Consider the following 25,011-nt stretch of genomic DNA (forward strand, 5'->3'; position numbering starts at 1 on the left):
AGATGACGGCATCGCATCCCACCAGAGCCGCCGGTTCCTCGCAACAATGAGTCATAGGGTCCGCTGCGCGCGCTGTCGAACTACCGTCGACGGCGAAAAATACCGCGCGACGCAAAGCCCGTAAATAATCGCCGCCGCGACGGTATAGGACACGAACCTTGCTGAAAAAAACAGCAATAGCACAGTGAATGCGCCGAACAGCATCTCAAGTCTCGGACCGAGCGCCGACAGCTGGCCGTCGCGCGCTTCGAATGCGGTGCCCAGCAGAATCAGCAACGGGATCAACGCGAGCACCATGTGGATCGGCTCGAGGATCGGATAAGCCACGAGCATCGTCATCGAGGCGAGCGCGTAGTCGATGCGGCTGTCCCGATGGCGGTGAAACACCAGATACGCGGACAGCAGGCAAGCAGCCAGCACCAATGCATGCGAGACAATCGACAGCACCGTAGCGGACATCGGCATGCCGAGCGTCGCCGATAGCGTCTGCAACGCGCCCCGCACGGCGTTGTTCATCGGCGCGCCGCCTCCGCTCATCGCCATTGCCATGCCGTTCAGGCGCGGCATGTCCGACACGAAGTAGTGCCACAGAACGTCGAAGCCGAGCCGCGCTCCAGTAATCAGCGTCAAGGCGATCGCAACCACGCTCGCCATCACGAACGTCCGCCATTCGCGGCGCAGCAACAACAGACCGGCGACGGCGAGAGGCGTGAGCTTGATCGCGATCGCGAAGCCGAGAAAGAGTCCCGCGGCGTAGCCTTTGCCACGCTCGATCAGCGCGAAGGTCGCAATCAGCAGGAAGAACAGCAGTTCGTTCGACTGGCCGTCGTAGGTATCTTCGACGAGCGGAAAGCTCAGCAGCGCGACCGCCACCAGCAGCAGGTTCACGCTGCGCTCCGTGCCGCGGTATGCCATCGTGACGACGAGATACAAAGCTACCGCGAACAATACGATCGATGCACTCACCCAGACGATTTTCGCGGCGAGCGGCGTCAGCAGCGCGAGCGGCGCAAACACCAGCGCGAACTGCGGCGGGTAGGCGTAGAAGATGTCGTCGCCCGTGGAGCGCGCGCCGATGCCCTGCAAGAACGCAATCAGGGCGTCGTGGTCGTACAGCCGTGCCGGGTCATGCAGCACGACGTTGAAGGCGTACAGGTAGAAATTGAAATCGCCGAAGGCGTCCGGCACGTCGCCACGAAACTTCGCGACGACGTGCAGGATGCGCAGCGCGAGGCAGGCTACCGCAATCAGCAGAAGGAGCGCGGCACCCGCGCCGAAGTTCGACCTGGTCCGTACGGCAGCTGCGTTGAACATGGTGTCTCTCCGCGCCGGCTTCGTGCCGGACGACCGGACAGAGATTACCGGTTCGCAAAAATCGATCTGTGCGCTCGCCCACACAGGAGCGACCTAGGTGGGGAACTTCGGCGCGTGAAGATCAGTTCGCAATCCCCACGCCAGCGCGCGCCACCTCGCGGCGCCGCTTGATCACGTAGCCGACCCACATCAGCACGAGCCATGCCGGCACCAGCCAGACCGAGACCGACAAGCCCGGCGTCAGCGCCAGAATCACGAGGATCAGCGCCATGAATGCGAGGCAGATCCAGTTGCTGAGCGGAAACCAGAACGAGCGGAACACCAGCGTCTCGCCCGCGGCCACCATCGCCTTGCGCGACTTCAGATGCGTGAGGCTGATCAGCGCCCAGTTCAGCACCAGCGCCGCGACCACCAGCGACATCAGCAGACCGAGCGCTTCAGCCGGGATCACGTAGTTGATGATCACGCATGCGAACGTCGCGAGCGCGGACAGACCGATCGCCAGATACGGCACGCCGCGCCGGTCGACCTTCAGCAGCGCGCGCGGCGCGTTGCCCTGCTCGGCGAGACCGTACAGCATGCGGCTATTCGCGTAGACGCCGCTGTTGTACACCGACAGCGCCGCGGTCAGCACGACCACGTTCAGCACGTTGGCGGTCAGCGACGAGCCCATCTGCGAGAAGATCATCACGAACGGGCTGCCGCCCGCCGCCACCTCGTTCCACGGATACAGCGACAGCAGCACCGCGAGCGAGAAGATATAGAAAATCAGGATTCGCAGGATCACCTGGTTCACGGCCTTCGGGATGCTTTTCTGCGGCTCGGCGGCCTCGGCCGCCGTAATGCCGATCAGCTCCAGCCCGCCGAACGAGAACATGATCACCGCGAGCATCATGAACAGACCGTGAAAGCCGTGCGGGAAAAAGCCGCCGTGGCTCCACAGGTTCGCGACCGTCGCCTGCGGGCCACCGTGACCGCTGATCAGCAGATAGCCGCCGAATACGATCATGCCGATCACCGCCGCGACCTTGATGATCGCGAACCAGAACTCGGTTTCGCCGTAGGCCTTCACGTTGGCGAGATTGATCGCGTTGATGATCGAGAAGCACACCAGCGCCGACAGCCATGTCGGCACGCCCGGCCACCAGAAATGCACGTAGGTGCCGACTGCGGTCAGCTCGGCCATGCTGACGAGCACATAGAGCACCCAGTAGTTCCAGCCCGACAGGAAGCCCGGAAAATCGCCCCAGTACTTGTACGCGAAGTGGCTGAACGAGCCGGCGACCGGCTCCTGCGCGACCATCTCGCCGAGCTGGCGCATGATCATGAACGCGATGATGCCGCCGATCGCGTAGCCGAGGATCATCGACGGACCGGCGGCCTGCAGCACGCTGGCGGAGCCGAGAAAGAGGCCGGTGCCGATCGCGCCACCCAGCGCGATCAACTGGATGTGACGATTCTTGAGCCCGCGCTTCAGGCCCTCTTGCTGCTTTGCACTATTCATTACGCCCTGCTGTGTGGAGATCGCTGCGTGTGGCCTCTGCGTGTAGAACGCTGTCGAAGGCAGCGCCGTGGCCGATTGCGCGGCCGGACAGAGCGGGTCCGGCCCGGCAAAACCGGTAATTTTATCCCGACCGATATTCCTCCGACATTCGGAGCCGCCCGCCTTCGTTCTGCGCCGCACTTAAGCGCGCGGATTGTGATTGTCACGGGCATGGCACGCGAGTATGTTGCCGAAGTCCACTTTTCAAGCCGCGGAGCTTCAACATGTTGCCGAAACATCCGCTTTGCGCCGCCATGTTGTGCCTCTGTTTCGCGGGCGTCGGTACGTCCGTGCTCGGCCAGACGGCGCCCGCCGCCCAGCAACCGGCCAACGACGCCGCTTCGCCGGCAAGCGGCCAGCCGCCGCCCGCCCCCGCTACCGCCAGCACGGCGCCGGCCGCCGCGCTCGGCGGCCCGGTGCGCAACATCGTGCTCGTGCATGGTGCATTCGTCGACGGCTCGAGCTGGAACGGCGTGGTCGCGAAGCTGCAGCAAAAGGGTTATCACGTGAGCTCGGTGCAGAACCCGCTGACGTCGCTCGCCGACGATGTCGCCGCGACCCGCCGCGTGCTCGATCGCGAGAACGGCCCGGTGCTGCTGGTCGGGCATTCGTGGGGCGGCGTCGTGATCACCGAGGTCGCAGCGAATGCGCCGAACGTCGCAGGGCTCGTGTATGTCGCCGCGCTCGCGCCGCAACTGCATGAATCGGCGATGGACGTAATGAAGGCCGGCGGGCCGATGCCGGCCGGCCAGAGCATCAGTAAGGACGCGAACGGGTTTTTGTGGATCGACCGCGCGCGCTATCACGCCGACCTCGCCGCGGACGTGCCCGAGACCGTCACCCGCGTGCTCGCCGCCGCGCAGGTGCCGATCGCCGCGAGCGCGTTCGACGAGCCGGTCGATCAGGTCGGCTGGAAAGACAAACCGTCGTGGTACGTGCTGACGACGAAAGACCGCGCTGTGTCGCCTGATCTACAGAAAATGATCGCCGGGCGCATCGGCGCGAAGGTGGTGCCGGTCGCGTCGAGCCATCTCGCGCCGGTGTCGCACGCGAGGGCGGTGGCCGAAGCAATCGATCACGCGGCGCGCGAGTTGAACCGGCAGCAACAGTAGGCCACCGCGATGAGCTGTCAGCGGCCCGGCGTGCCGCGGCTCAGCGCAGCATGAACGACATCGCGGACAGACAGTTCAGCATCCGCACCGCATGCTCGGCCGATTCCGCACCGAAGCGCAACGTCACGCCATCGACACGCGTGAGCGTCGGCCATTGGCCGAACAGATCGGCGAGCCCGCTCGTTTGTACGCGCAGTTCGCAGTCGATGGCTTGCGGCTTTGCGCGTGTCGCGGCAGGCGCGTGGCCCGCTTCTCTGTGCTGACGGACCACGTCGCGCGCGGCGGCCTGCAGCGCCTCGCGCACGCTCGCGGGCGACTGCGTGACGCCGCTTGCCTGGCCGGTCGCGGTCTTCGTGACGACGAAACGCGCACCGGGAAAACGCGGCGCGGTTTCCTCGGCGAACACGTCGTCACCCGATAAAAGCGCGACACGTGCGCCATATTCTTCAGCGAGCGCGCCGTACAACCCCGCTTCGCCGAGCTCCACGCCATTGAACGCGACACGCGCGAACGCGAAGCTGTTGATCGTGTGCGCGAGGATGCCGCGCGTTTGCGCCTTCGAGTGATAGCCGATCATGAAGACCAGCGCTGCGCCGTATTCGAGTCCGGCCATCATGCCGAGCGTGCGCGGCTTGCCGAGCACGACCTGCGCGCGCGGATCGAGCAGATCGGGCAGCAGGTTGCGAAAGCCGCCGTGCGAATCGTTGACCCACACGTCGGTCGCGCCGCCCGCGAACGCGCCTTCGATGGCGGCATTGGCTTCGAGCGTCATCCAGCGTCGCGCGGCTTCGTATTCGCCGTTGCCCGCGCGCGTCTGCTCGGCATGGAAGACCCCGGCGACGCCTTCGATGTCGGTGGAGATCAGGACTTTCATCGCGCGGAATTCCTCAGTAGTTGGGCAAGGTCGGGCACGCTGTCGCGCAGTGACAGCCGCCGGTGGCCGTCGCGACCGGTGACGGACTCGGCACTCCACAATGCATCGACGATCGCTTGTTCGACGCTGTCGGCGCAGGCGCGAAATAGGGGGTCGAGGCAATGATCGGCGACCAGCGGCGGCAGCGCGACGAAGTCCGCGCCGTGCGGCACCGTGTACGCGGTCGAAAACGCCAGCGCGATATCGCCGCTGCCGTGACCGTACACCGAGCCGGTACGCGCGAGACCGGCCGCCGCGCGCAACGACAGGCGTTTCAATTGGCGCGCATCGAGCGGCGCATCGGTTGCGACGATCATGATGATCGAGCCTTGCTCGGGTTTGTCGCAGCTTGCATTGGCGGCGGCCGCGCGTTCGGCCAGCACGCGGCCGAGCGGCGTGCCGTCGATCGTCAGCATCGGCAGACGGCCGAAGTTGGCCAGCACGAGCGCGCCGACGATGTAGTCACGGCCCGCCGCGCTGACCACCCGCGACGCAGTGCCGATGCCGCCCTTCAGATCGAAGCACGACATGCCGCGCCCGGCGCCGACCGCACCGCTCGCGACATCGGAACTCGCCGCGTCGAACGCCTCGTTGAAATGCTGTTCGGTCACGACGAGCGCCTGAATATCGTTCAGGTAGCCGTCGTTGCATTCGAACACGAGCGGATTGACCGTCGACCATTCGCGGCCGATGCGCGGATTCGCGCGAATCGCCGCGCGGATCTGCGCCTGCGCGAGCGCAGCGACGCCGAACGTGTTGGTCAGCGCGATCGGCGTCTCCAGCGTGCCGAGTTCGTCGAGCTGCACGAGACCGACGCTCTTGCCGAAGCCGTTGATCACCGACGCGGCGGCCGGCACCTTTTCGACGAACGGATCGCCGCGATGCGGCCGGATCACGGTCACGCCGGTTTGCAGCGCGCCTTCGGCAAGCGTGCAATGACCGACGCTGACGCCCTCCACGTCGGCAATCGTGCCCAGTGCTCCGGCCGGCAACGTGCCGATATGCGGCGCGCGCTCAGCCGAATGATGGTTGCCCATGCTCATGGCCGATCCAGCTTCGGATCGAGCGCATCGCGCAGACCGTCGCCGAGCAGATTGAACGCGAGCACGGTCAAGAAGATGGCGAGGCTCGGAAACAGCGCGATATGCGGCGCGGTCACCATATCGGCGCGCGCTTCGTTGAGCATTGCGCCCCACTCGGGCGTCGGCGGCTGCGCACCGAGACCGAGGAACGACAAACTCGCCGCCGTGATGATCGACGTGCCGATGCGCATCGTCAGATACACGACGACCGATGAAATCGTGCCCGGCAGAATGTGCCGCACGATGATCGTCCAGTCCGACGCGCCGATGCTGCGCGCCGCCTCGATATAGGTGAGCTGCTTGAGCATCAGCGTATTGCCGCGCACGAGCCGCGCAAACGCGGGAATGCTGAAGATCGCCACCGCGCTGATCACGTTGATCATGCCGTTGCCGAGAATCGCGACCACGCCGATCGCGAGCAGAATGCCGGGGAACGCGAACAGCACGTCGGCCACGCGCATCGTGATGCGATCCCACCAGCCCTCGTAGTAGCCGGCAAGCAGACCGAAGAACGTGCCGATCACCGCGCCGATCGCAACGGACAGGAAGCCGGCTTCGAGCGAAATGCGCGAACCGACGAGGATGCGGCTGAAAATATCGCGGCCCAGCGAATCGACGCCGAACCAGTGCGCGGCCGACGGCCCCGCGTTCAGCGCGTCGTAGTCGAAGAAATTCTCGGGGTCGTACGGCACGATATGCGGCGCGATGATCGCGACCACGATCAGCAGTAGCACGAACACGCCGGCGGCCAGCGCGACATGCTGCTTGCGGAACTTGCGCCAGAACTCGCTCCACGGTGTGCGGATCGCGCGTTCGGCTGCTGGGGGATTGGCCGCGTTCGGCCCGGTGGCAGTGGTGCTCATGCGGGCCTCACTTGAAACGGATGGTCGGGTTGATCACCGCGTACATCACGTCGACGATCAGGTTGATGATGATGAATTCGAGCGAGAACAACAGCACCTCGGCCTGGATGATCGGATAGTCGCGCATCGACACCGCATCGACGAGCAAGCGCCCGAGGCCCGGCCAGTTGAACACGACTTCGACGACGATCGAACCGCCGAGCAGAAAGCCGAACTGCAGACCCATCATCGTGACGACGGGAATCAGCGCGTTGCGCAGGCAGTGCTTGATGATCACGAGCCGCTCGGGCACACCCTTCGCGCGCGCGGTGCGCACGAAGTCCTCGTGCAGCACCTCGACGAACGAGGCCCGCGTGAAGCGCGCCATCACGGCCGCGACTGCGGCGCCGAGCGTCAGCGACGGCAGCACGTAGCCGCGCCACGAACCGTCACCGACGATCGGCAGCCAGCCGAGCTGCACCGAGAAAATCTCCATCAGCAGCATGCCGAGCGCGAACGCCGGAAACGAGATGCCCGATACCGCGAGCGTCATGCCCAGGCGATCCGGCCAGCGGTTGCGCCACACCGCCGAGGCGATGCCGGTCGCCATGCCGATCACGACCGCCCACACCATGCTCGCGATCGTCAGCCACAGCGTCGGGAAGAAGCGCTCCGCGATCTCCTGGCTCACCGGTCGCTTGCTGCGCGTCGAAATGCCGAAGTCGCCGTGCGCCATGCGCCAGAAGAAACGGACGAACTGCTGCGGCATCGGTTTGTCGAGGCCGAGGTCGGCGCGCACCAGCGCGACGGTCGCCTCGTCCGCTTCAGGACCGGCGGCGAGCCGCGCCGGATCGCCCGGCAGCAGATGCACGAACAGGAACACCAGCACGGCGACGATGAAAAGCGTCGGCAGCAGGCCTAGCAGACGTTTGACGAGGAAGTTCAGCATGAGACCGGTCCGGCAGATGAGCGGCAGATGAGCGGCGAATGTGCGGCAAGCGAGGCGGCCAACGACGAAACGTGTGCGGCGGTGGCGCGGCGGCGGGCTCAGTGAACCGCCGCCTGCGCATGCCGCCTCGTCAGCTCATCACTTGATCGCGATCTCGTCGAAGTTGAACGAGCCGTCCGGCGCGACGTAAGCGCCCGACAGACGCTTGCTGCGCGCATACACGACCTTCTCCTTGACGAGGAAGATCCACGGCGCGTCGGCCCAGATGCGCTTCTGCGCGTCGGCGTACAGCGCGGCCTTCTGCGTGCGGTCGGTGGTTTCGAGCGCCTGCTTCAGATCGTTGTCGACCGCGTCGCTCTTGTAGTACGACGTGTTGACCATCTTCGGCGGGATCGAGTAGCCCGCGAGCAGCGGGCTGATCGCCCAGTCCGCCTCGCCGGTCGACGACGACCAGCCCGCGTAGTACATGCGCACCGGCGCGGTCGCCGGGTCCTGCGCGCTTTCGACCTTGGCGACGCGCTGACCCGCTTCGAGCGCCTCGACGCTCGCCTTGATGCCGACCTGCGCGAGCTGCTGCTGCACGAACTGGATCACCTTCTGCGCGGTCGAGTAGTTATACGCGGACCACAGCGTCGTTTCGAAACCGTTCGGATAGCCCGCTTCCTTCAGCAGTGCGCGCGCCTTCGCCGGATCGTACGGCCAGGGTCCGAGCTTGACCGCGTAGTCGACGCCCTCCGGCACCACGCCGTCGGCCGGCGTCGCGTAACCGGCGAACGCGACCTTCGTCAGCGCTTCCTTGTTGACCGCGTAGTTCAGCGCTTCACGCACCTTCGGGTTGTCGAACGGCTTCTGGTTCATGTTCATGCTGATGTAGCGCTCGATGATCGACGGCGCCGCGATCAGATCGACCTTCGGGCTCGACTGTAGTTGCGCGGCCTGTTCGAACGGCACCTGGAACGCGAAGTCCGCTTCGCCGGTGCGCATCAGCGCGGCGCGCGTGTTGTTGTCGACGACCGGCTTCCAGTCGATCGCATCGATCTTCGGATAGCCCTTCTTCCAGTAGCCGCCGAACTTCTTCACAGTCAGGTCGCCGGCCGGGTCCCACTTCACGAGTTCGAACGGACCCGTGCCGACCGGATGAAACGCGATGTCCTTGCCGTACTTCTTCAGCGCGTCCGGCGAAATCATCACCGCCGACGGATGCGCGAGCACGTTGATGAACGCCGAGAACGGCGCCTTCAGCGTGACGCGCACCGTGTACGGATCGACTACTTCCGTTTTCTCGATGCGGCTGAACATGTTGTAGCGCTTCAGCTTGTTGGCCGGATCGGTCACGCGATCGAAGTTCGCTTTCACGGCGGCCGCGTTGAAGTCGGTGCCGTCCTGGAACTTCACGCCATGGCGCAGCTTGATCGCATAGACGCGCGCGTCGGGGCTCGCCTCATAGCTGTCGGCGAGCACGTTGACGAGCTTCATGTCCTTGTCGAAACCGAACAGCCCCTGGTAGAACGATTTCGCGACCGCCTGCGACAGCGTGTCGTTCGCGTCGTACGGATCGAGCGACGTGAAGGTCGACGCGACGGCCATCACGGCCGTGGTTTCGGCGTGCGCCAGATTGCCCGCGAGCATCGCGAACACCACCGCGCCGCCGCTGACGAGCGCGCGCAAACGAAACGGAGAGGACGGGAACAGCAGGTTCATGAGATTGCTCCAGGCTGCGAGTTAAAGGTGTGACAGGGTCTTTATGGTTGGCTTGATTTCAATTGCGGGTGTTTCTATTGCGGGTGCTTCGAGTTTTGTTTCAGGTCTTCCGCTTCGACGCGATGCGGCGCTTCGCTCAATAGGCACCGCCGACGCGATGCTGTGCGACGAAGTGATCCGGTCCCACCGCCACGAGCGGCGCGACCACCGGCTCGTCGTGCAGAGCGCGAATCGGGCTCGGTATATCGTCGGCGGCAAGCAGGCGTTTCGCGTGACGGCGCGCGGGATCGGCGACCGGCACCGCGCTCATCAGCTTCTTCGTGTACGGATGCTGAGGCGCCTCGAACACCGCGCGGCGCGGACCGATCTCGACGATCTGGCCGAGGTACATCACCGCGACGCGATGACTGACGCGCTCGACCACCGCCATATCGTGCGAAATGAACAGATACGCGACGCCGAGTTCACGCTGCAGATCGAGCATCAGGTTGACGATCTGCGCCTGCACGGACACGTCCAGCGCGGACACCGATTCGTCGGCGATCACGACTTTCGGATTCAGCGCGAGCGCGCGTGCAATCGCGATACGTTGACGCTGCCCGCCCGAAAATTCATGCGGATAGCGGCGCGCGGCCTCGGCCGGCAAGCCGACTTTCTCGAGCAGCCACGCGACGCGCGCCTGCGCTTCGGCACCCTGCGCGACGCCGTGCACGAGCAGCGGCTCCATGATCGAGAAGCCGACGGTCAGGCGCGGATTCAACGACGCGAACGGGTCCTGGAAAATAAACTGGATATCGCGGCGCAGCGCCTGCAACGCGGGCCCGCTCAGCGAGCTGATTTCCTTGCCGGCGAATTCGATCGAGCCGCTCTGACTTTCGACGAGCCGCAGCAGCGAGCGGCCCGTGGTCGACTTGCCGCAACCCGATTCGCCGACCAGCGCGAGCGTCTCGCCGGGCCGCAGATCGAAGCTGACTTTTTCGACCGCATGCACGCGGCCCGTCATGCGGCCGAACAGGCCGCTACGCACCGGAAAACGCGTGACCAGATCGCGCACGCGCAGAATCGGCGGCGTGTCGTCGCGCACCGGAGGCTGCGCCTCTTCGGCGACGGCCGCGGCGGGCTGCACCGCGGCATCGGCGCCGGCCGCGCCGGCCTGCTCCACGGTCAGGATCGGGAAGCGCGCGGGCTGATCGGTGCCGTGCATCGAGCCGAGCCGAGGCACCGCCGCGAGCAGCGCCTTCGTGTACGGATGCGACGGCGCGGCGAACAGCGCGTCGGACGCGCCCTCCTCGACCTTCTCGCCCCGATACATGACGAGCACGCGGTCGGCCACTTCGGCGACCACGCCCATGTCGTGCGTGATGAAGATCACGCCCATGTTCATCTCGTCCTGCAAGCCGCGGATCAGTTGCAGAATCTGCGCCTGGATCGTCACGTCGAGCGCGGTGGTCGGCTCGTCGGCGATCAACAGCGCGGGCTTGCACGACAACGCCATCGCGATCATCACGCGCTGGCGCATGCCGCCCGACAACTGATGCGGGTAACGCGCCGCGACGCGCCTCGCCTCCGGAATCCGCACGAGTTCGAGCAGACGCAAGGTTTCGGCGCGCGCAGCCTCGCGGCTCTTGCCCTGGTGCAGCGCGATCGCCTCGCCGATCTGGTCGCCGACCGTGAAGACCGGATTGAGCGAGGTCATCGGCTCCTGGAAGATCATCGCGATGTCGGCGCCGCGCACCGTGCGCATCGTGCCGGAAGACGTCTTCGCGAGATCGAGCACGCTGCCGTCGCGCCGCCGGAACGCGATGCTGCCGCCGGCAAGACGGCCGCCGCCATGCTCGATCAGCCGCATCAGCGCCAGCGACGTGACCGACTTGCCCGAGCCCGATTCGCCGACGATCGCGAGCGTCTCGCCGCGCTCGACCGTAAACGACAGATTGCGCACCGCGTTGAAGGTCGAGTCGCCGCGGCGGAACGCGACCGTCAGATCGTCGACCGCGAGCACGCGCTGCGGCGGCAGGGTTTCGATCAGCGGGCGGGCGGTGTGCGAGGAAGTCGGCACGGTGATTCCTTTGCTTTGAATTCGAACGCGGCTAACGGGGTTTCAGCAGTGTGGCGACACACCGCGGCGCCTAGCGATAGATCGCCGTGACCGGCGCTTCGCCCAACCGCGCGAAACCTCGGTACATGCCTTCGGTGTTGAACGGCAGCGTGACGTTGCCATGCACGTCGACAGCGACGAGTCCACCGCGTCCGTCGATCTTCGGCAGGCGGTTCATCACGACGTCGTGCGCGGCTTCTTCGAGCGATATCCGGCGATAGGCCATCTGCGCGGCGACGTCGTAGGCGGCGACCATGCGCATGAACATCTCGCCGGAGCCGGTGGTCGAGACCGCGCAGGTCGCGTCGTCGGCGTAGCAGCCGGCGCCGATCAGCGGCGTGTCGCCGACGCGGCCCACCTGCTTGTTGGTCACGCCGCCCGTCGAGGTCGCGGCGGCCAGATGCCCGTGACGGTCGAGCGCGACCGCGCCGACGGTGCCGAACTTGCGGTTCGGATCGATCGGCTCGTGCGGCATCGGGTCGCCGTTGTTCGGCGACGTGGACACGAGCGTCGCGGCGTCGTGATCGAGCATTGGACGCTGCTGCTCGCGCGCAAGCTGCCATTGGCGATAGCGCGCGTCGGTATCGAAGTAGCTGTTATCGACAAATTCGAGCCCCTGCGCGGCCGCGAACGCTTCCGCACCTTCACCGGTGAACAGCACGTGGTCGCTGCGCTCGAGCACGCGACGCGCGGCGAGGATCGGATTGCGCACGCGCTTCACGCAGCAGATTGCGCCCGCGTCGAGCGTGCGGCCGTCCATGATCGCGGCGTCGAGTTCGTGGGTGCCGGCCGCGGTGTAGACCGCGCCGTGACCCGCATTGAAGAGCGCGCAGTCTTCGAGCAGCCGCACCGCTTCACTGACCGCGTCGAGCGCGCTGCCGCCGTCGGCGAGCACGCGCTGGCCGGCGCTTAGCACCGCGTTGAGCGCCGCGTGATATTCGGCTTCGGCGTTGGCCGACATCGACGTGCGCAGGATCGTCCCTGCCCCGCCGTGAATGGCAATGACTGCGTTGGAGTTCATCGTTTGGATCGTGGAGTGCGGTTGGTTCGGGAAGTGCGGACTGCCGCGATGGCTTTTGCCTCGGTATCCGTTGCTTTGATGCCTTTGACCTGGCTGCCGTCGGCCTTCGCGCGTGCGGCTTTGCTCGGGGCGCGCGCCGGTTCCTGCGCGGCGCCGGCAGCGCCGGATTGCGGATCGAACAGCCACGGCAGCACGAACTCGCTGACCTCGGCGGCCGCCTTGACCGAGCGCTGCGCACGATACGCGACCGCGTCGCACAACGCCTCGATGACCGCGAGCACGGCCGAATCGGCATTCGACGCGAGACGCCGGTCGGTGCGGACATACAGCGCTAGCTCCGCGAACCGCACGAGCGGCGAGCGCGGACCGTCGGTCAGCGCGAGCACGCGCGCACCGCGTTCGGACGCGCGGCGCGCAAGCTCGATCGTGTCCTCGACATAGCGCGGAAACGCGATGCCGATCACGAGATCGCCCGCGCCCGAACGCACGAGGTGCCGCGCCGCATGCGACGGCCCGCCGCTCAGCGCAAGCGAATGCACGTTGTCGTGATACGGCAGCAGCCCGTGCTCCATCAGGCTCGCGAGAAACGCGCTGGCGCCGAAGCCGATCACGAACACGCGGCGCGCGGCGATGATCGCGTCGACGGCGGCGTCGGCGGTCGCGCGATCGATCGACGTACGCGTTGCATGCAGATTGTTGGCGGCCTGCTCGAGCGACGCGTCGATCAGGTCGTCACCGGCCGCGAGCGTTTCCTGCGCGCTGCGCAGCCGCTCGACCGGCGCGAGCGTCGCCTCGAAGCCACGCACGAGCGCCTCGCGAAACTGCGGATAACCGTCGAAGCCGAGCGCGCGCGCAAAGCGATTCGCGCTCGCGACCGACGCGCCGACCACGCTCGCGAGCTCGTCGATACGCATCGTCGCCGCGCGGAACAGATTGGCCAGCACGTACTCGCCCATGCGCTGGTGGATCGGCGTCAGCGTCGGCATCGCGGCGCTGATGCGCGCGGCAATGGCCTGCTCGGCGGGGTTCGACACAGCGGACGGGTGATGGATCATGCGAGCGGACAGGCGCGGTTGTTCTAGATGGACTCGATGAAAACATATTTACATGAAACCCGCACCGAAAAAAATTCATTTTCATGTTGCGAGGGTTTTCACCGACCAAAGCCCTTCAGGGAAAGGGGGTTCGCTCAGCACGCCGTCGTGCTCTGCTCGGGAATGTCCATGAGCCGCGCCACGGGCGACATCAAGATGATCAGCGCCTGCACGAGAAACGCGAGCGCGGCCGCGACGAGACATACGTCGATGCTCCAGCGCGCGCTGAGCGCGGCGCCCAGCAGCGCGCCCACCGGCCGCGCGCCATAGGTAGCCGTGCTGATCAGCGCCGACACGCGGCCGATCATTCGTTCGGGCGTGATCGCCTGACGCAGCGTGGTCGAGGCGACGACCCACAGGATCGGTCCCGCGCCGAGCAGGAAGAAACTCGCGAGCGCGAGCCAGAACGATGGCGCGACGAGCGTCGCGACCATGACCAGCGACGCGAGCAGGCCGCACGACGGTCCGATGATCAGCAGACGGCCGAACGCGACCCGCCGCGCGATCGCGGGCGCAGCGAGCGCACCGCACACCATACCGACACCGTACGCGCCGAGCGTCACGCCGACCGCCGATGCATCGAGCCCGAGCCGATGCACCGCGTACGGCACATAGACCGCCTGCAGGATGAAGAAGCCGAGGTTAAAGAACACCGCGGTCAGCAGGATCGGCAGCAGCAACGGATCGCGCAGCACGAAGCGCGTGCCGTCGCGCAGCTCCAGCATGAAGTGCCGCCGCGGCGCGGCCGCGCGTGGCGGCTCGCGCAATCCCGCGAGCAACGCGACCGCGAGCGCCGACAACGCCGCCGCGGCGCCATACGCCCAACCCGCGCCGATCCAGCCGACCAGCACGCCGCCCAGCGCCGGCCCCGCCGAGTACGCGACGCTGCGCGCGAGTTCGAGCCGGCCGTTCGCGCTCGCATAGGCGTCGCGCGGCACGATCGACGGCACCAGTGAAGGCGCCGCGACGTTGTAGGCAACCGTGCCCGTCGCGGCGACGAAGCCGAGCGCCGCGAGCAGCGGCAGGTTCAGCGCATGCGTGAGCACCAGCAGCAGCACGCACAGCATCGCGCAGAGCCGTACGCTTTCGGCGAGCGTCATCAGCACGCGGCGCGAGCGGCGATCGGCCCAGACGCCGAGCGGCATCGACAGCAACAGGAACGGCAGCGTCTGCGCGGTTTGCAGCAGGCCGGTATCGCGCGCGTTGGCGCCGAGCGCGAACACCGCGACGAGCGGGGCGGCGGCGAGGCTGATCTGCTCGGCCGATTGCGCGCACAGGTTCGACCAGGCAAGGCGCTGGAAAGCGCCGGGCAGTCGCTGTGCGTTGGAAGGCGAAGACGACGAAGACGTGGTGGCGGACATCGATGCACTCCCGAGGTTTGACGTGAGGCATTCATCGTCGGCGCTTGGGACTTGCGGGGCGCCCCGCTTCTTGCGGTGTTATTCTTCGCTCGCCATGAATCTCGAAAGCATCCTTTTTACTCAAGGTTTCGGTTCGCGCCGCCAGTGCCGCGCGCTGATCGGCGACGGCCGCGTCGGCATCGACGGTGCAATCTGCACCGATGCCGACGCTGATTTCGCTGTCGATAGCGGCGCGTTGCGCTTCAGCGTCGACGGCGTCGAATGGCCGTATCGCGAGCACGCGTACCTGCTGCTGAACAAGCCCGTCGGCTATGAATGCTCGCGCGATCCGCAGCATCATCTGAGCGTGTTCAGCCTGCTGCCGCCGCAGTTCGCCGAGCGCGGCGTGCAGTGCGTCGGCCGTCTCGATCAGGACACCACAGGCCTGCTGCTGCTCTCCGACGACGGCAAGTTCGTGCATCAGTTCACGTCGCCGAAACGCAAGGTGCCGAAGCTTTACGTCGCGACCACGCGCCATCCGCTCGACGACGCGCAGCTCGCCGCACTGCGCGACGGCGTACTGCTGCACGGCGAGACGAAACCGAGCGCCGCGCTCGACGCAGAGGCGCGCGACACCCACACGCTCGCGCTCACCGTGCTCGAAGGCAAATACCACCAGGTCAAGCGGATGATCGCGGCCTCGGGCAACCGCTGCGAGGCGCTGCATCGCGAGCGGATCGGCGGCCTCGTGCTGCCCGCGACGCTCGCGCCCGGCGCATGGCAATGGCTCGACGAAGCGGGCCTCGCCGCGCTGCGGGCCGGGTAAACGACTAGCGCGCAGTGAGTGCCACCTAAGCCTTTGATGCGCCGGAGAAAGACTGCGCGCATTGCGGTGCACCGCACATAGGCCGCTGCGTTGCAGCATGCCGTTGCTTACATGTCGCCCTATACTCGTCTAAACAAACGACTACAAAGGTTTCAAGGAGGGGCGCCATGCATATCGACGGCACGATGGCGTTTTCGCACGCGATGATCGCGTTTATCTGCTTTGCTCTGCTGCTGGTCGGCGGATTGCTGGTCATCATGCGGCGGCGGCACCAGTACCACCCGAACCTGATCGGCGCGTTGATCGGCGGCATGCTGTGCTTCCTGTTGCTGGAAGTGCTGCCGACGCTGACCTGATGCCGGTTGGACCGCGCGGCTCGTTTTGCGCGGTGCATTGATGCGGTGCGGCGCAGGTGCTATTTCTGCGGGGCCAGGTGGCCCCGCGAGGCGGCATTTTTGCTTCTGTTGCTGGCCTAGCCGCCCTTGCCCTTCCCCTTCGCTTCGCGCAAGAAATCGTCGACGCTCGGATAGCGCAGACGTACTCCCAATTCCTCCTTCAGACGCCGGTTCACGAGGCGGCGCGACTCGCGCATGAACGACAGCAGCATCGGATCGATCTGCTGCTCCGCCTGCTCGCGCGTGATGCGCGGCGCTCGCGCGAGCCCGAAGGCATCGGCGACCGCGTCGAAATACTCTCCCATTTTCAGCGACGAATCGTCGGACGCGTGCAGCGCGCGCGCCGGCCGGCCATGCTTGGCGAGACGCACGAGGATCGCGGCGAGGTCGTCGGCGTGGATGTGATTCGTGTAGACGTCGTCGGCATCGACGAGCGCTGGCGTGCCTCTTTCGAGCCGCGCGAGCGGCAGACGGTTAGCCGCATAGATGCCCGGAATCCGCGCGATGCTCGCGGCGACGCTGCCGCGCGCGGTCGCGCGCCGCAACTGCCGCTCTGCCGACACGCGACGTTTGGCGCGCGCATTCGCGGGCTGCGTCGCGCGTGTTTCGTCGATCCACGCGCCGCGACAATCGCCGTAGACGCCCGTCGTGCTTGCGTAAACGATGCGCACCGGTGCCCGCGAAGCGCCGGTCCGTCGCACCCCGTCGGGTACAATAGCGGGTGTTTCAGCGCCCAGACCTGAAGCGCGCGCACGGCGCAGCCGCGCGATCGGCGCGACGGACGACCGCGCCGCGCAAGCGTTCATGCGGCCCGCTGCACCTAGCGTCGCAAGCAGCGCGCGAGTGCGCCGGTCGTCGTCGCCGGACTTTTGCGGTGGCGCCAGATGCAGCACCGTCGGCGCGAGGCGCGCGAGCCGTTTGAGGCTGCCGCGCATGTCGAGATCGCCGACGAGCGGCGTCACGCCCGCGGCGCGCAACTCGTCGCAGCGCGCGGCATGGCTGGTCAATGCGAAGACATGCGCGCGCTGCCGCAACAGAGGCACGCAGCGCATGCCGACGTCGCCGCATCCTACGATCAGCACGCGCGGCCGGCGGAAGTTTCGTGTCGCTTTCATGGTGGGCGCATTGTAGCGGTCACACGCAACAGGTACCGCGCGGTTGATCCGGCGGGTCCGATTTCGATTCCGTTTTTTCGATTCCGAACACTTTATGGCATTTAACGTCACGCTCCGGCAAAGCGGCCGGCAGTTTCAGGTAGAACAGGACGAACCGGTGCTCTCCGCAGCCCTGCGTCAAGGCATCGGCCTGCCGTACGGCTGCAAGAACGGCGCGTGCGGTTCGTGCAAGGGCACAGTCGTCAGCGGCGAGGTTGAACAGCGTGCGCACTCGTCGTCGGCGCTGTCGAACGACGAAAAGACGCGCGGCATGGCGCTCCTGTGCTGCGCGACCGCGTGCTCCGATCTCGAAGTCGACATCCGCGAAGTGGCCGGCGTCGGCGACGTGCAGGTCAAGAAGCTGCCGTGTCGCGTGAACGCGATCGAGCGCAAGGCCGACGACGTGATCGTCGTCAAGCTGCAACTGCCCGCCAACGAGCGTCTGCAATATCTGGCCGGCCAGTACCTCGAATTCATCCTGAAGGACGGCAAGCGCCGCAGTTATTCGATGGCGAATGCGCCGCACGTCGAAGGCCCGATCGAGCTGCACATCCGCCATATGCCCGGCGGCGCGTTCACCGATCATGTATTCAACACGATGAAGGAGCGCGACATCCTGCGCTTCGAAGCACCGCTCGGCACGTTCTTCCTGCGCGAAGACTCGGACAAGCCGATCGTGCTGCTCGCGTCGGGCACCGGCTTCGCGCCGCTGAAGGCGATCGTCGAGCATGCGGTGTTCAAGAACCTCACGCGCCCCATGACGCTCTACTGGGGCGCGCGCCGCAAGAAAGACCTGTATCTGCTCGAACTCGCCGAGCAATGGGCGCGCGAGATTCCGAACTTCAAGTTCGTGCCGGTGCTCTCCGAGCCCGATGCGGGCGACGCATGGACGGGCCGCATCGGCTTCGTGCATCGCGCGGTGATCGAGGATCTGCCCGATCTGTCGGCCTACCAGGTGTACGCATGCGGCGCGCCGGTGATGGTCGAATCGGCGCTGCGCGACTTCACGCAGCATCACCAGCTGCCGGAAGACGAGTTCTACGCGGACTCGTTCACGAGCGCCGCCGATCTCGCGAACGCGGTCTGATTGCACGCCGGCAAAATCGCCCTGATGCAGCACCAGTGCAAATTCATGGTTTACACCGGTGCTTTTCTTATCGTATTCTTTCGCGCATGAACCGCATCCAGTCCGAACTCCGACGTCGCCGCTCGCCGCTCCCCTAGGGACGCCGCTGGCTTCGTCACGGACTCGCGCCACACACAAATTTGGGCGCAAGCTGTTCGAATCATGAAAGCCACGGCATGCCGTGGCTTTTCTGCTTTTCCGGCCGCCGTTTTTATTGGCCGAACCGTCACCGTTTCTTCATTCTGCTTTTACCTTTGCCCTGGAGCCCGCCGACATGAATTTCAATGAGTATCCAATCGATTCGCTGATGTACATCACGAACCGGCCCGAAATCGTTTTCACGCACGGCAAAGGCTCGTGGATTTACGACAACAACGGCAAGCGCTACCTGGATTTCATTCAGGGCTGGGCAGTCAACAGCCTCGGCCACTGCAACGACGGCATGATCGAAGCGCTGAACAGCCAGGCCAAGCTGCTGATCAACCCGTCGCCGGCGTTCTACAACGAGCCGATGGCGAAGCTCGCGGGTCTGCTCACGCAGCACAGCTGCTTCGACAAGGTGTTCTTCGCCAACAGCGGCGCCGAGGCGAACGAAGGCGCGATCAAGCTCGCGCGCAAGTGGGGCAGGAAGTTCAAGGACGGCGCGTTCGAGATCATCACGTTCGACCACAGCTTCCACGGCCGCACGCTCGCGACGATGTCGGCCAGCGGCAAGCCGGGCTGGGACACGATCTACGCGCCGCAGGTGCCGGGCTTCCCGAAGGCGGAGCTGAACGACATCGCGTCGGTGGAAAAGCTGATCAATGCGAAAACCGTCGCGGTGATGCTCGAGCCGATCCAGGGCGAAGGCGGCGTGATTCCCGCTACCCGCGAATTCATGCAGCAACTGCGCGAGCTGACGAAAAAGCACAACATTCTGCTGATCGTCGACGAAGTGCAAAGCGGCTGCGGTCGCGCCGGCACGCTGTTCGCGTATCAGCTGTCGGGCATCGAGCCGGACATCATGACGCTCGGCAAGGGCATCGGCGGTGGCGTGCCGCTCGCGGCGCTGCTGTCGAAGGCGGAAATCGCCGTGTTCGAAGCGGGCGACCAGGGTGGCACCTACAACGGCAATCCGCTGATGACCGCGGTCGGCTACTCGGTGATCTCGCAGCTGACGGCGCCGGGCTTCCTCGAAGGCGTGCGCTCGCGCGGCGAATATCTGCGCGCGAAGCTGCTCGAGCTGTCCGAGGAGCGTGGCTTCAAGGGCGAGCGTGGCGAGGGTCTGCTGCGCGCGCTGCTGCTCGGCAAGGACATCGGCAACCAGATCGTCGAGAAGGCGCGCGAAATGCAACCCGACGGCGTGCTGCTGAACGCCGCGCGCCCGAACCTGCTGCGCTTCATGCCAGCGCTGAACGTGACGACCGAAGAGATCGACCAGATGCTGGCGATGCTGCGCTCGGTTCTCGACTCGCTGTAATCCACTGCGGAGCGCACCGATGACGACGAACACGACGCCGTCGATCCGCCGCTTCGACGCGAGCGATACCGAAGCGGTGATCGCGCTATGGCAGCAGGTGTTTCCCGAGTATCGCGACGTGACGCGACCGCAGCGTAATCCGCGTCTGTCGATCGCGAACAAGCTCGCGATGCAACCGGAACTGTTCTTCGTCGCGGTGCTCGATGGACGCATCGTCGGCACGGTGATGGGCGGCTATGATGGACATCGCGGCTGGCTGTATTCGCTCGCGGTCGACACTTCGCTGCGACGTCATGGCATCGGCACGCGGCTCGTCGCGCACGTCGAGAGCGAGTTGACGAAGCTTGGCTGTCCGAAGCTGAACCTGCAGGTACTGTCGTCGGCGTCGCCTGAAGTGCGCGCGTTCTACGATGCGCTCGGCTATCGCGCCGATGCGGTGATCAGCCTCGGCAAGCGGCTCGGCCAATACGCGGACGCAGCCCCGGCGAGTTGATTCGCGTCGCACACCTCATGAAAGAAGGCCGCATGCGCTGGTTGGCGGATGCGGCCTTTTTCATTGTTCTCGCGAGCAGCGCACATATCGGCGGATTCGGACAAATAGCAGATGGCGGGCAGACGGATTGCCTAGAATCGTTTACGCACGAGACGACGCCGGGGCTGGAAGAGACCTTCGCGGCGGTTCGCGACGCTCCCCGCGGCGGCTCATGCATCCGAGTCCCAACGCGTTTGAATCCTGAGGGGAATCTTCATGGCGACTTATGTGGTGCTCCTGCAATTCACGGATCAGGGGATCCGCACGATCAAGAACACAGCACAGCGAGCCGGGCAGACGGCAGAGATGGCGAAAACTTTTGGCTGCGAGATGAAGCAGATCTACTGGACCTTGGGGGAATACGACATTGTCTCGGTCGTCGAAGCGGCAGACGAGCAGAGCTTCCTCGCCTTCGGCTTCGCACTCGGCTCGGCCGGCAATGTCCGCTCGCAAACACTGCGTGCGTTCACCAAAGACGAAATCAGTGCGGTTATCGGGAAACTCCCATAATTCACGCCCTGGTCGGCAAGAAAAAACGCGCCGCACGACGTTGCATCGTGAGGCGCGTCGCAAGCCGGATGTGTGCGAGAAAACGGGCACACGTCCAACTCATCAGCTACTTATTCAGCCACTCATTCACCCAGGTAGGCGGCCCGAACCTTCGGATCGTCGAGCATCTGCTTCGCGTCGCCCGACATCGTGATCAGACCGGAGTCCATCACGTAGCCGCGATTGGCCGCCTGCAGCGCGAGACGCGCGTTCTGCTCGACGAGCAGCACCGTCATACCTTCCGCGGAAATCGAGCGCACCACTTCGAAGATCTTCTCGACCATGATCGGCGACAGGCCCATCGACGGTTCGTCGAGCAGCAGCAGTTTCGGGCGCGAAATGATTGCGCGCGCCATCGCGAGCATCTGCTGCTCGCCGCCCGACAGCGTGCCCGCGTATTGCGAGGCGCGCTCCTTCAGACGCGGAAAGAAGCCGAACATGCGCTCGACGTCCGACTTGATACCGTCGACATCGTTGCGCAGATAGGCACCCATCTGCATGTTCTCGACGATCGACATGCGCGCGAAGATGCCGCGCCCTTCCGGCACCATCGCGAGACCGCGCTTGAGCAACTCATGCGCGGGCAGGCCTTTGATCGACTGGCCCATGTACTCGATGTCGCCGGCCGCGTACGCCTTCAGGCCCGTGATCGCCTTCATCGTCGTGGTCTTGCCCGCGCCGTTCGCGCCGATCAGCGTGACGAGTTCGCCCTGCCCGACCTCGAGGTCGACACCCTTGACCGCCTGGATGCCGCCGTAGTTGACCTGCAGGCCCTTGATTTTCAACATTGCTTGCGTCGTGGACATCAGTGGACCCCCGCACCCAGATAAGCTTCGATCACCTTCGCATCCTTCTGCACGTCCTGCGGCAGACCCTGCGCAATCACCTTGCCGTAGTCGAGCACCGTCATCTGGTTGCACAGGCCCATCACGAGCTTCACGTCGTGTTCGATCAGCAGAATCGTCTTGCCGTCCGCGCGGATCTTGTCGAGCAGCCTGGTCAGCTCGACCTTCTCGGTGGCGTTCATGCCGGCCGCCGGTTCGTCGAGCGCGAGCAGCTTCGGATCGGTCGCCAGCGCACGGGCGATTTCGAGGCGCCGCTGGTGGCCATACGACAGGTTGCGCGACGTGTAGTCCGCGTATTGCGTGATGCCGACGTAGTCGAGCAGTTCGAGCGCGCGCTCCTTGATTTCGCGCTCTTCCTTGCGTTCGGCCGGCGTCTGGAACACCGCGCCGAGCAGACCGTGCTTGGTGCGCACATGACGGCCGACCATCACGTTTTCGAGCGCGGTCATGCCGCCGAACAGGCGAATGTTCTGGAACGTGCGCGCGATGCCCGCCTTCGCGACCTGATAGACCGCGGTCGGCGTGTAGTTCTCGCCGTCGAGCTTGAACTCGCCCGAATCCGGCGTGTACAGACCCGTGATCACGTTGAAGAAGGTCGTCTTACCGGCGCCGTTCGGGCCGATCAGACCGTAGATTTCGCCCGCGCGGATCTGCAGGCCGACCTCGGAAAGCGCCTGCAAACCGCCGAAGCGCTTGTTGACGCCCTTCACCGACAGACGGATCGCCGCGTTGTTGCTTACGTTATCGCTCATGTCTTTTTCTCCACCGGACCTTATGCGCGCACCGGCTTCTTGCCGCTACGCTTTGCCAGCTTCGCAATCTTGTCTTCGTGCTTCGGCGCGGGCCACAGGCCTTCCGAGCGATACAGCATGATCACGACCATCGCGAGACCGTACAGCAGCTGACGGATCACTTCGGTATCGACCATTTCATGGCCGAAGATCATGTTCTGCAGCGGACCCATCGTCGAGCGCAGGAACTCGGGGAACACCGCGAGCAGCACCGCGCCGAGGATCACGCCAGGAATGTGGCCCATGCCGCCGAGCACCACACAGGCGAGCACCACGACCGATTCCCAGAACGTGAACGATTCCGGCGACACGAAGCCTTGGAACGCACCGAACATCGCGCCCGACAAGCCGCCGAACGACGCGCCCATCGCGAACGCGAGCAGCTTCACGTTGCGGGTGTTGATGCCCATCGCCTTGGCGGCAATTTCATCTTCGCGGATCGCGGCCCATGCGCGGCCGATTCGCGAATGCTGCAGACGCGTACACGTCCAGATCACGAACAGCGCGCACAGCACGAACAGGTAGTAGTACAGGTACACCGCCGGGAACTGCATGCCGAACAGCGAGTGCGACTGCGCGAAGCTGAAGCCGCCGATCTGCACCGGAGCGATCCCGGTGATCCCCTTCGGACCGTTGGTGATATTCACCGGACGGTCGAGGTTGTTCATGAAGATCCGCACGATTTCCCCGAAGCCGAGGGTCACGATGGCCAGATAGTCGCCACGCAGTCGCAGCGTCGGCGCGCCGAGCAGAATCCCGAACATCGCGGCCAGCGCCATCGCGATCGGCACGATGATCCAGATCGGCACGTTCAGACCGTGCGGCGCGAGCGCCGCGATCCACTCGAATTGCGTCGACAGGTGCGGCGAGCTGAGCAGCGCGGCCGTGTAGGCACCGATCGCGTAGAACGCGATGTAGCCCAGGTCCAGCAGGCCGGCAAAACCCACCACCACGTTCAGGCCCAGTGCGAGCATCACGTACAGCATCGCGAAGTCGAGCACGCGGACCCAGTAGTTGCCGCCCGCCGCACCGATGATCATCGGCGCCGCGATCACGAAGATCGTCGTCAGGATGCCGATGGTCAGCGTCTTGGTGCGGTTCTTTTCGGGAATGAGCGTCGTGGACGGCTCGATCGGTTGAATTGAGGTCATGATTGTTGACTCCTTGTGGCCCGGGATCAGGCGCGATCCGCGACACGTTCGCCGAGCAGACCCGACGGACGGAACACGAGCACGACGATCAGCACGATGAACGCGAACACGTCCTGGTAGTTACTACCGAACACGCCGCCCGTGAGGTTGCCGATATAGCCGGCACCCAGCTGCTCGATCAGGCCGAGCAGCACGCCGCCGACCATCGCGCCGCCGAGATTGCCGATACCGCCGAGCACCGCCGCGGTAAAGGCCTTCAGGCCGGGGATGAAGCCCATGTAGAAGTGCGCGTTGCCGTATTCGGACGCGATCATCACGCCGGCGAGGGCAGCCAGCGCCGAGCCGATCATGAAGGTTGCCGAAATCACGAAGTTCGGGCTCACACCCATCAGGCTCGCGACGTTCGGATTCTCGGCGATCGCGCGCATCGCGCGGCCGAGCTTGGTCTTGTGCACGAGCAGCAGCAGGCCGCCCATCACGACGAACGCCACCACGATGATCACGATTTCGGTCATCGAGATCACGGCGCCGGGCGTTGTGTCGGTGGCCTTGATCACGTTGATCGGGTCAGTGGGCAACAGCTGCGGGAACGGCAGCGGATTGCGCGACCAGATCATCATCGCGAGCGTCTGCAGCAGAATCGACACACCGATCGCGGTGATCAGCGGCGCGAGACGCGGTGCGCGGCGCAACGGCCGGTAGGCCACGCGCTCGATCGTGTAGCCAACCACCGCGCAGACTGCCGCCGCGATGACCAACGCGATGACCAGCGTCAGCACGTTGCCGAGGCCGGGGAAGTGGTTCTGCAGCACACCTATGGCGGAGAGCGCAACCATCGCGCCCACCATCAACACATCGCCGTGAGCGAAGTTGATGATGCCCAGAATGCCGTAAACCATCGTATAGCCCAGTGCGATGATGGCGTAGACACTGCCAAGCACCAGTCCATTCAGGATCTGCTGGATGAAGATATCCATTTATTGCTCCTTAGCCCGTGCGACTGGATTCGCGTTTCTCATCTGCCGGTGGGCGGTGATGCACTACGAATCTCAACGGCACTGCGGGTACTGATGTAAAAGACCGGTAAGGGTTATCCGCTGCCGGCTTGCCCTGACGACCGTGATGCGGTCGCGGGCTCCCCTTGGGCGGATGCAAAAACGGCACCGTTGGATGG

The 25,011-nt window shown here is 65.2% G+C and carries 23 protein-coding genes; 7 read left to right on the forward strand and 16 right to left on the reverse strand.

The genetic code is table 11. The annotated features are described in order from the left end of the window. Window positions 1-51 precede the first annotated feature (51 nt). Both BC1002_RS11815 and BC1002_RS11820 read right to left on the reverse strand, forming a co-directional pair. The gene (locus tag BC1002_RS11815) at window positions 52-1,314 is read right to left on the reverse strand and encodes a glycosyltransferase family 87 protein (protein ID WP_013090265.1); all 1,263 of its coding nucleotides are present in this window, start codon (window positions 1,312-1,314) and stop codon (window positions 52-54) included. Window positions 1,315-1,435: 121 nt separating this feature from the next. Beyond that, window positions 1,436-2,818 (reverse strand): amino acid permease, encoded by a 1,383-nt coding sequence (locus BC1002_RS11820; protein WP_013090266.1) that lies wholly within the window; start codon window positions 2,816-2,818, stop codon window positions 1,436-1,438. 263 nt (window positions 2,819-3,081) lie between these two features. Here BC1002_RS11820 and BC1002_RS11825 point away from each other — a divergent pair, with 263 nt between their 5' ends. Next, a complete protein-coding gene (locus BC1002_RS11825; protein ID WP_013090267.1) occupies window positions 3,082-3,969 on the forward strand; it encodes an alpha/beta fold hydrolase in 888 nt (295 codons plus the stop codon). A 40-nt stretch (window positions 3,970-4,009) separates the two neighbouring features. Here BC1002_RS11825 and BC1002_RS11830 read toward each other — a convergent pair whose 3' ends face one another. The 9 genes from BC1002_RS11830 to BC1002_RS11870 all read right to left on the reverse strand — a co-directional run bounded on the left by BC1002_RS11830 (window position 4,010) and on the right by BC1002_RS11870 (window position 15,030). Then, window positions 4,010-4,843, reverse strand: coding sequence for a M55 family metallopeptidase (locus tag BC1002_RS11830; protein WP_013090268.1), 834 nt, complete (start codon window positions 4,841-4,843; stop codon window positions 4,010-4,012). Next, a complete protein-coding gene (locus tag BC1002_RS11835) occupies window positions 4,840-5,925 on the reverse strand; it encodes a DmpA family aminopeptidase (RefSeq protein WP_013090269.1) in 1,086 nt (361 codons plus the stop codon). Before BC1002_RS11835 ends, BC1002_RS11830 begins: the two co-directional genes overlap by 4 nt. Further along, window positions 5,922-6,827, reverse strand: a complete 906-nt coding sequence (gene gsiD, locus BC1002_RS11840) for a glutathione ABC transporter permease GsiD (RefSeq protein ID WP_013090270.1) — start codon at window positions 6,825-6,827, stop codon at window positions 5,922-5,924. The genes BC1002_RS11835 and gsiD overlap by 4 nt, the downstream gene beginning before the upstream one ends. A 7-nt stretch (window positions 6,828-6,834) precedes the next feature. Next, window positions 6,835-7,755 carry a glutathione ABC transporter permease GsiC gene (gene gsiC / locus BC1002_RS11845; protein ID WP_013090271.1) on the reverse strand — a complete coding sequence of 307 codons (921 nt, stop codon included), beginning with the start codon at window positions 7,753-7,755 and terminating at the stop codon, window positions 6,835-6,837. Between the two features lie 138 nt (window positions 7,756-7,893). After that, on the reverse strand, window positions 7,894-9,456 hold the full coding sequence (gene gsiB / locus BC1002_RS11850) for a glutathione ABC transporter substrate-binding protein GsiB (protein ID WP_013090272.1): 1,563 nt from the start codon (window positions 9,454-9,456) through the stop codon (window positions 7,894-7,896). 136 nt (window positions 9,457-9,592) lie between these two features. Continuing rightward, a complete protein-coding gene (locus BC1002_RS11855) occupies window positions 9,593-11,515 on the reverse strand; it encodes a dipeptide ABC transporter ATP-binding protein (protein ID WP_013090273.1) in 1,923 nt (640 codons plus the stop codon). Between the two features lie 70 nt (window positions 11,516-11,585). After that, the gene (locus tag BC1002_RS11860) at window positions 11,586-12,575 is read right to left on the reverse strand and encodes an isoaspartyl peptidase/L-asparaginase family protein (protein ID WP_013090274.1); all 990 of its coding nucleotides are present in this window, start codon (window positions 12,573-12,575) and stop codon (window positions 11,586-11,588) included. Further along, window positions 12,572-13,630, reverse strand: a complete 1,059-nt coding sequence (locus tag BC1002_RS11865; protein WP_013090275.1) for a MurR/RpiR family transcriptional regulator — start codon at window positions 13,628-13,630, stop codon at window positions 12,572-12,574. Before BC1002_RS11865 ends, BC1002_RS11860 begins: the two co-directional genes overlap by 4 nt. A 134-nt stretch (window positions 13,631-13,764) precedes the next feature. Beyond that, window positions 13,765-15,030, reverse strand: coding sequence for an MFS transporter (locus tag BC1002_RS11870; RefSeq protein WP_013090276.1), 1,266 nt, complete (start codon window positions 15,028-15,030; stop codon window positions 13,765-13,767). Between the two features lie 94 nt (window positions 15,031-15,124). Between BC1002_RS11870 and BC1002_RS11875 the strand changes: the two genes are divergently transcribed. Both BC1002_RS11875 and BC1002_RS11880 read left to right on the forward strand, forming a co-directional pair. After that, on the forward strand, window positions 15,125-15,835 hold the full coding sequence (locus BC1002_RS11875; RefSeq protein ID WP_013090277.1) for a pseudouridine synthase: 711 nt from the start codon (window positions 15,125-15,127) through the stop codon (window positions 15,833-15,835). Between the two features lie 167 nt (window positions 15,836-16,002). Beyond that, window positions 16,003-16,191: a hypothetical protein gene (locus BC1002_RS11880; RefSeq protein WP_013090278.1), complete on the forward strand. Its 189-nt coding sequence runs from the start codon at window positions 16,003-16,005 to the stop codon at window positions 16,189-16,191. 116 nt (window positions 16,192-16,307) lie between these two features. On the opposite strand, the gene BC1002_RS11885 is transcribed toward BC1002_RS11880, so the two are convergent. After that, window positions 16,308-17,345 (reverse strand): NAD-dependent epimerase/dehydratase family protein, encoded by a 1,038-nt coding sequence (locus tag BC1002_RS11885; protein WP_013090279.1) that lies wholly within the window; start codon window positions 17,343-17,345, stop codon window positions 16,308-16,310. 94 nt (window positions 17,346-17,439) lie between these two features. Here BC1002_RS11885 and BC1002_RS11890 point away from each other — a divergent pair, with 94 nt between their 5' ends. From BC1002_RS11890 to BC1002_RS11905, 4 genes are all read left to right on the forward strand, one after another. Next, window positions 17,440-18,471, forward strand: a complete 1,032-nt coding sequence (locus tag BC1002_RS11890) for a CDP-6-deoxy-delta-3,4-glucoseen reductase (protein ID WP_013090280.1) — start codon at window positions 17,440-17,442, stop codon at window positions 18,469-18,471. Between the two features lie 313 nt (window positions 18,472-18,784). Continuing rightward, entirely contained in the window at window positions 18,785-19,969 is a 1,185-nt protein-coding gene (locus BC1002_RS11895; protein WP_013090281.1) for an acetylornithine transaminase, read from the forward strand. A gap of 19 nt (window positions 19,970-19,988) precedes the next feature. After that, a complete protein-coding gene (locus tag BC1002_RS11900; protein ID WP_013090282.1) occupies window positions 19,989-20,462 on the forward strand; it encodes a GNAT family acetyltransferase in 474 nt (157 codons plus the stop codon). A gap of 255 nt (window positions 20,463-20,717) precedes the next feature. Further along, window positions 20,718-21,011, forward strand: coding sequence for a GYD domain-containing protein (locus tag BC1002_RS11905; RefSeq protein ID WP_013090283.1), 294 nt, complete (start codon window positions 20,718-20,720; stop codon window positions 21,009-21,011). A gap of 122 nt (window positions 21,012-21,133) precedes the next feature. On the opposite strand, the gene BC1002_RS11910 is transcribed toward BC1002_RS11905, so the two are convergent. Genes BC1002_RS11910 through BC1002_RS11925 form a run of 4 tightly spaced genes read right to left on the reverse strand, consistent with a single transcriptional unit; the run spans window position 21,134 to window position 24,814 of the window. Continuing rightward, a complete protein-coding gene (locus tag BC1002_RS11910) occupies window positions 21,134-21,838 on the reverse strand; it encodes an ABC transporter ATP-binding protein (RefSeq protein ID WP_026228503.1) in 705 nt (234 codons plus the stop codon). Between the two features lie 17 nt (window positions 21,839-21,855). After that, window positions 21,856-22,647, reverse strand: coding sequence for an ABC transporter ATP-binding protein (locus BC1002_RS11915; RefSeq protein ID WP_013090285.1), 792 nt, complete (start codon window positions 22,645-22,647; stop codon window positions 21,856-21,858). 20 nt (window positions 22,648-22,667) lie between these two features. Then, window positions 22,668-23,837 (reverse strand): ABC transporter permease subunit, encoded by a 1,170-nt coding sequence (locus BC1002_RS11920; RefSeq protein ID WP_013090286.1) that lies wholly within the window; start codon window positions 23,835-23,837, stop codon window positions 22,668-22,670. A gap of 26 nt (window positions 23,838-23,863) precedes the next feature. Further along, window positions 23,864-24,814 carry a branched-chain amino acid ABC transporter permease gene (locus tag BC1002_RS11925; protein WP_013090287.1) on the reverse strand — a complete coding sequence of 317 codons (951 nt, stop codon included), beginning with the start codon at window positions 24,812-24,814 and terminating at the stop codon, window positions 23,864-23,866. Window positions 24,815-25,011: the final 197 nt, after the last annotated feature.

It is taken from the genome of Paraburkholderia atlantica (assembly GCF_000092885.1).
In the GTDB taxonomy this organism is placed as follows: Bacteria; Pseudomonadota; Gammaproteobacteria; order Burkholderiales; family Burkholderiaceae; genus Paraburkholderia; species Paraburkholderia atlantica.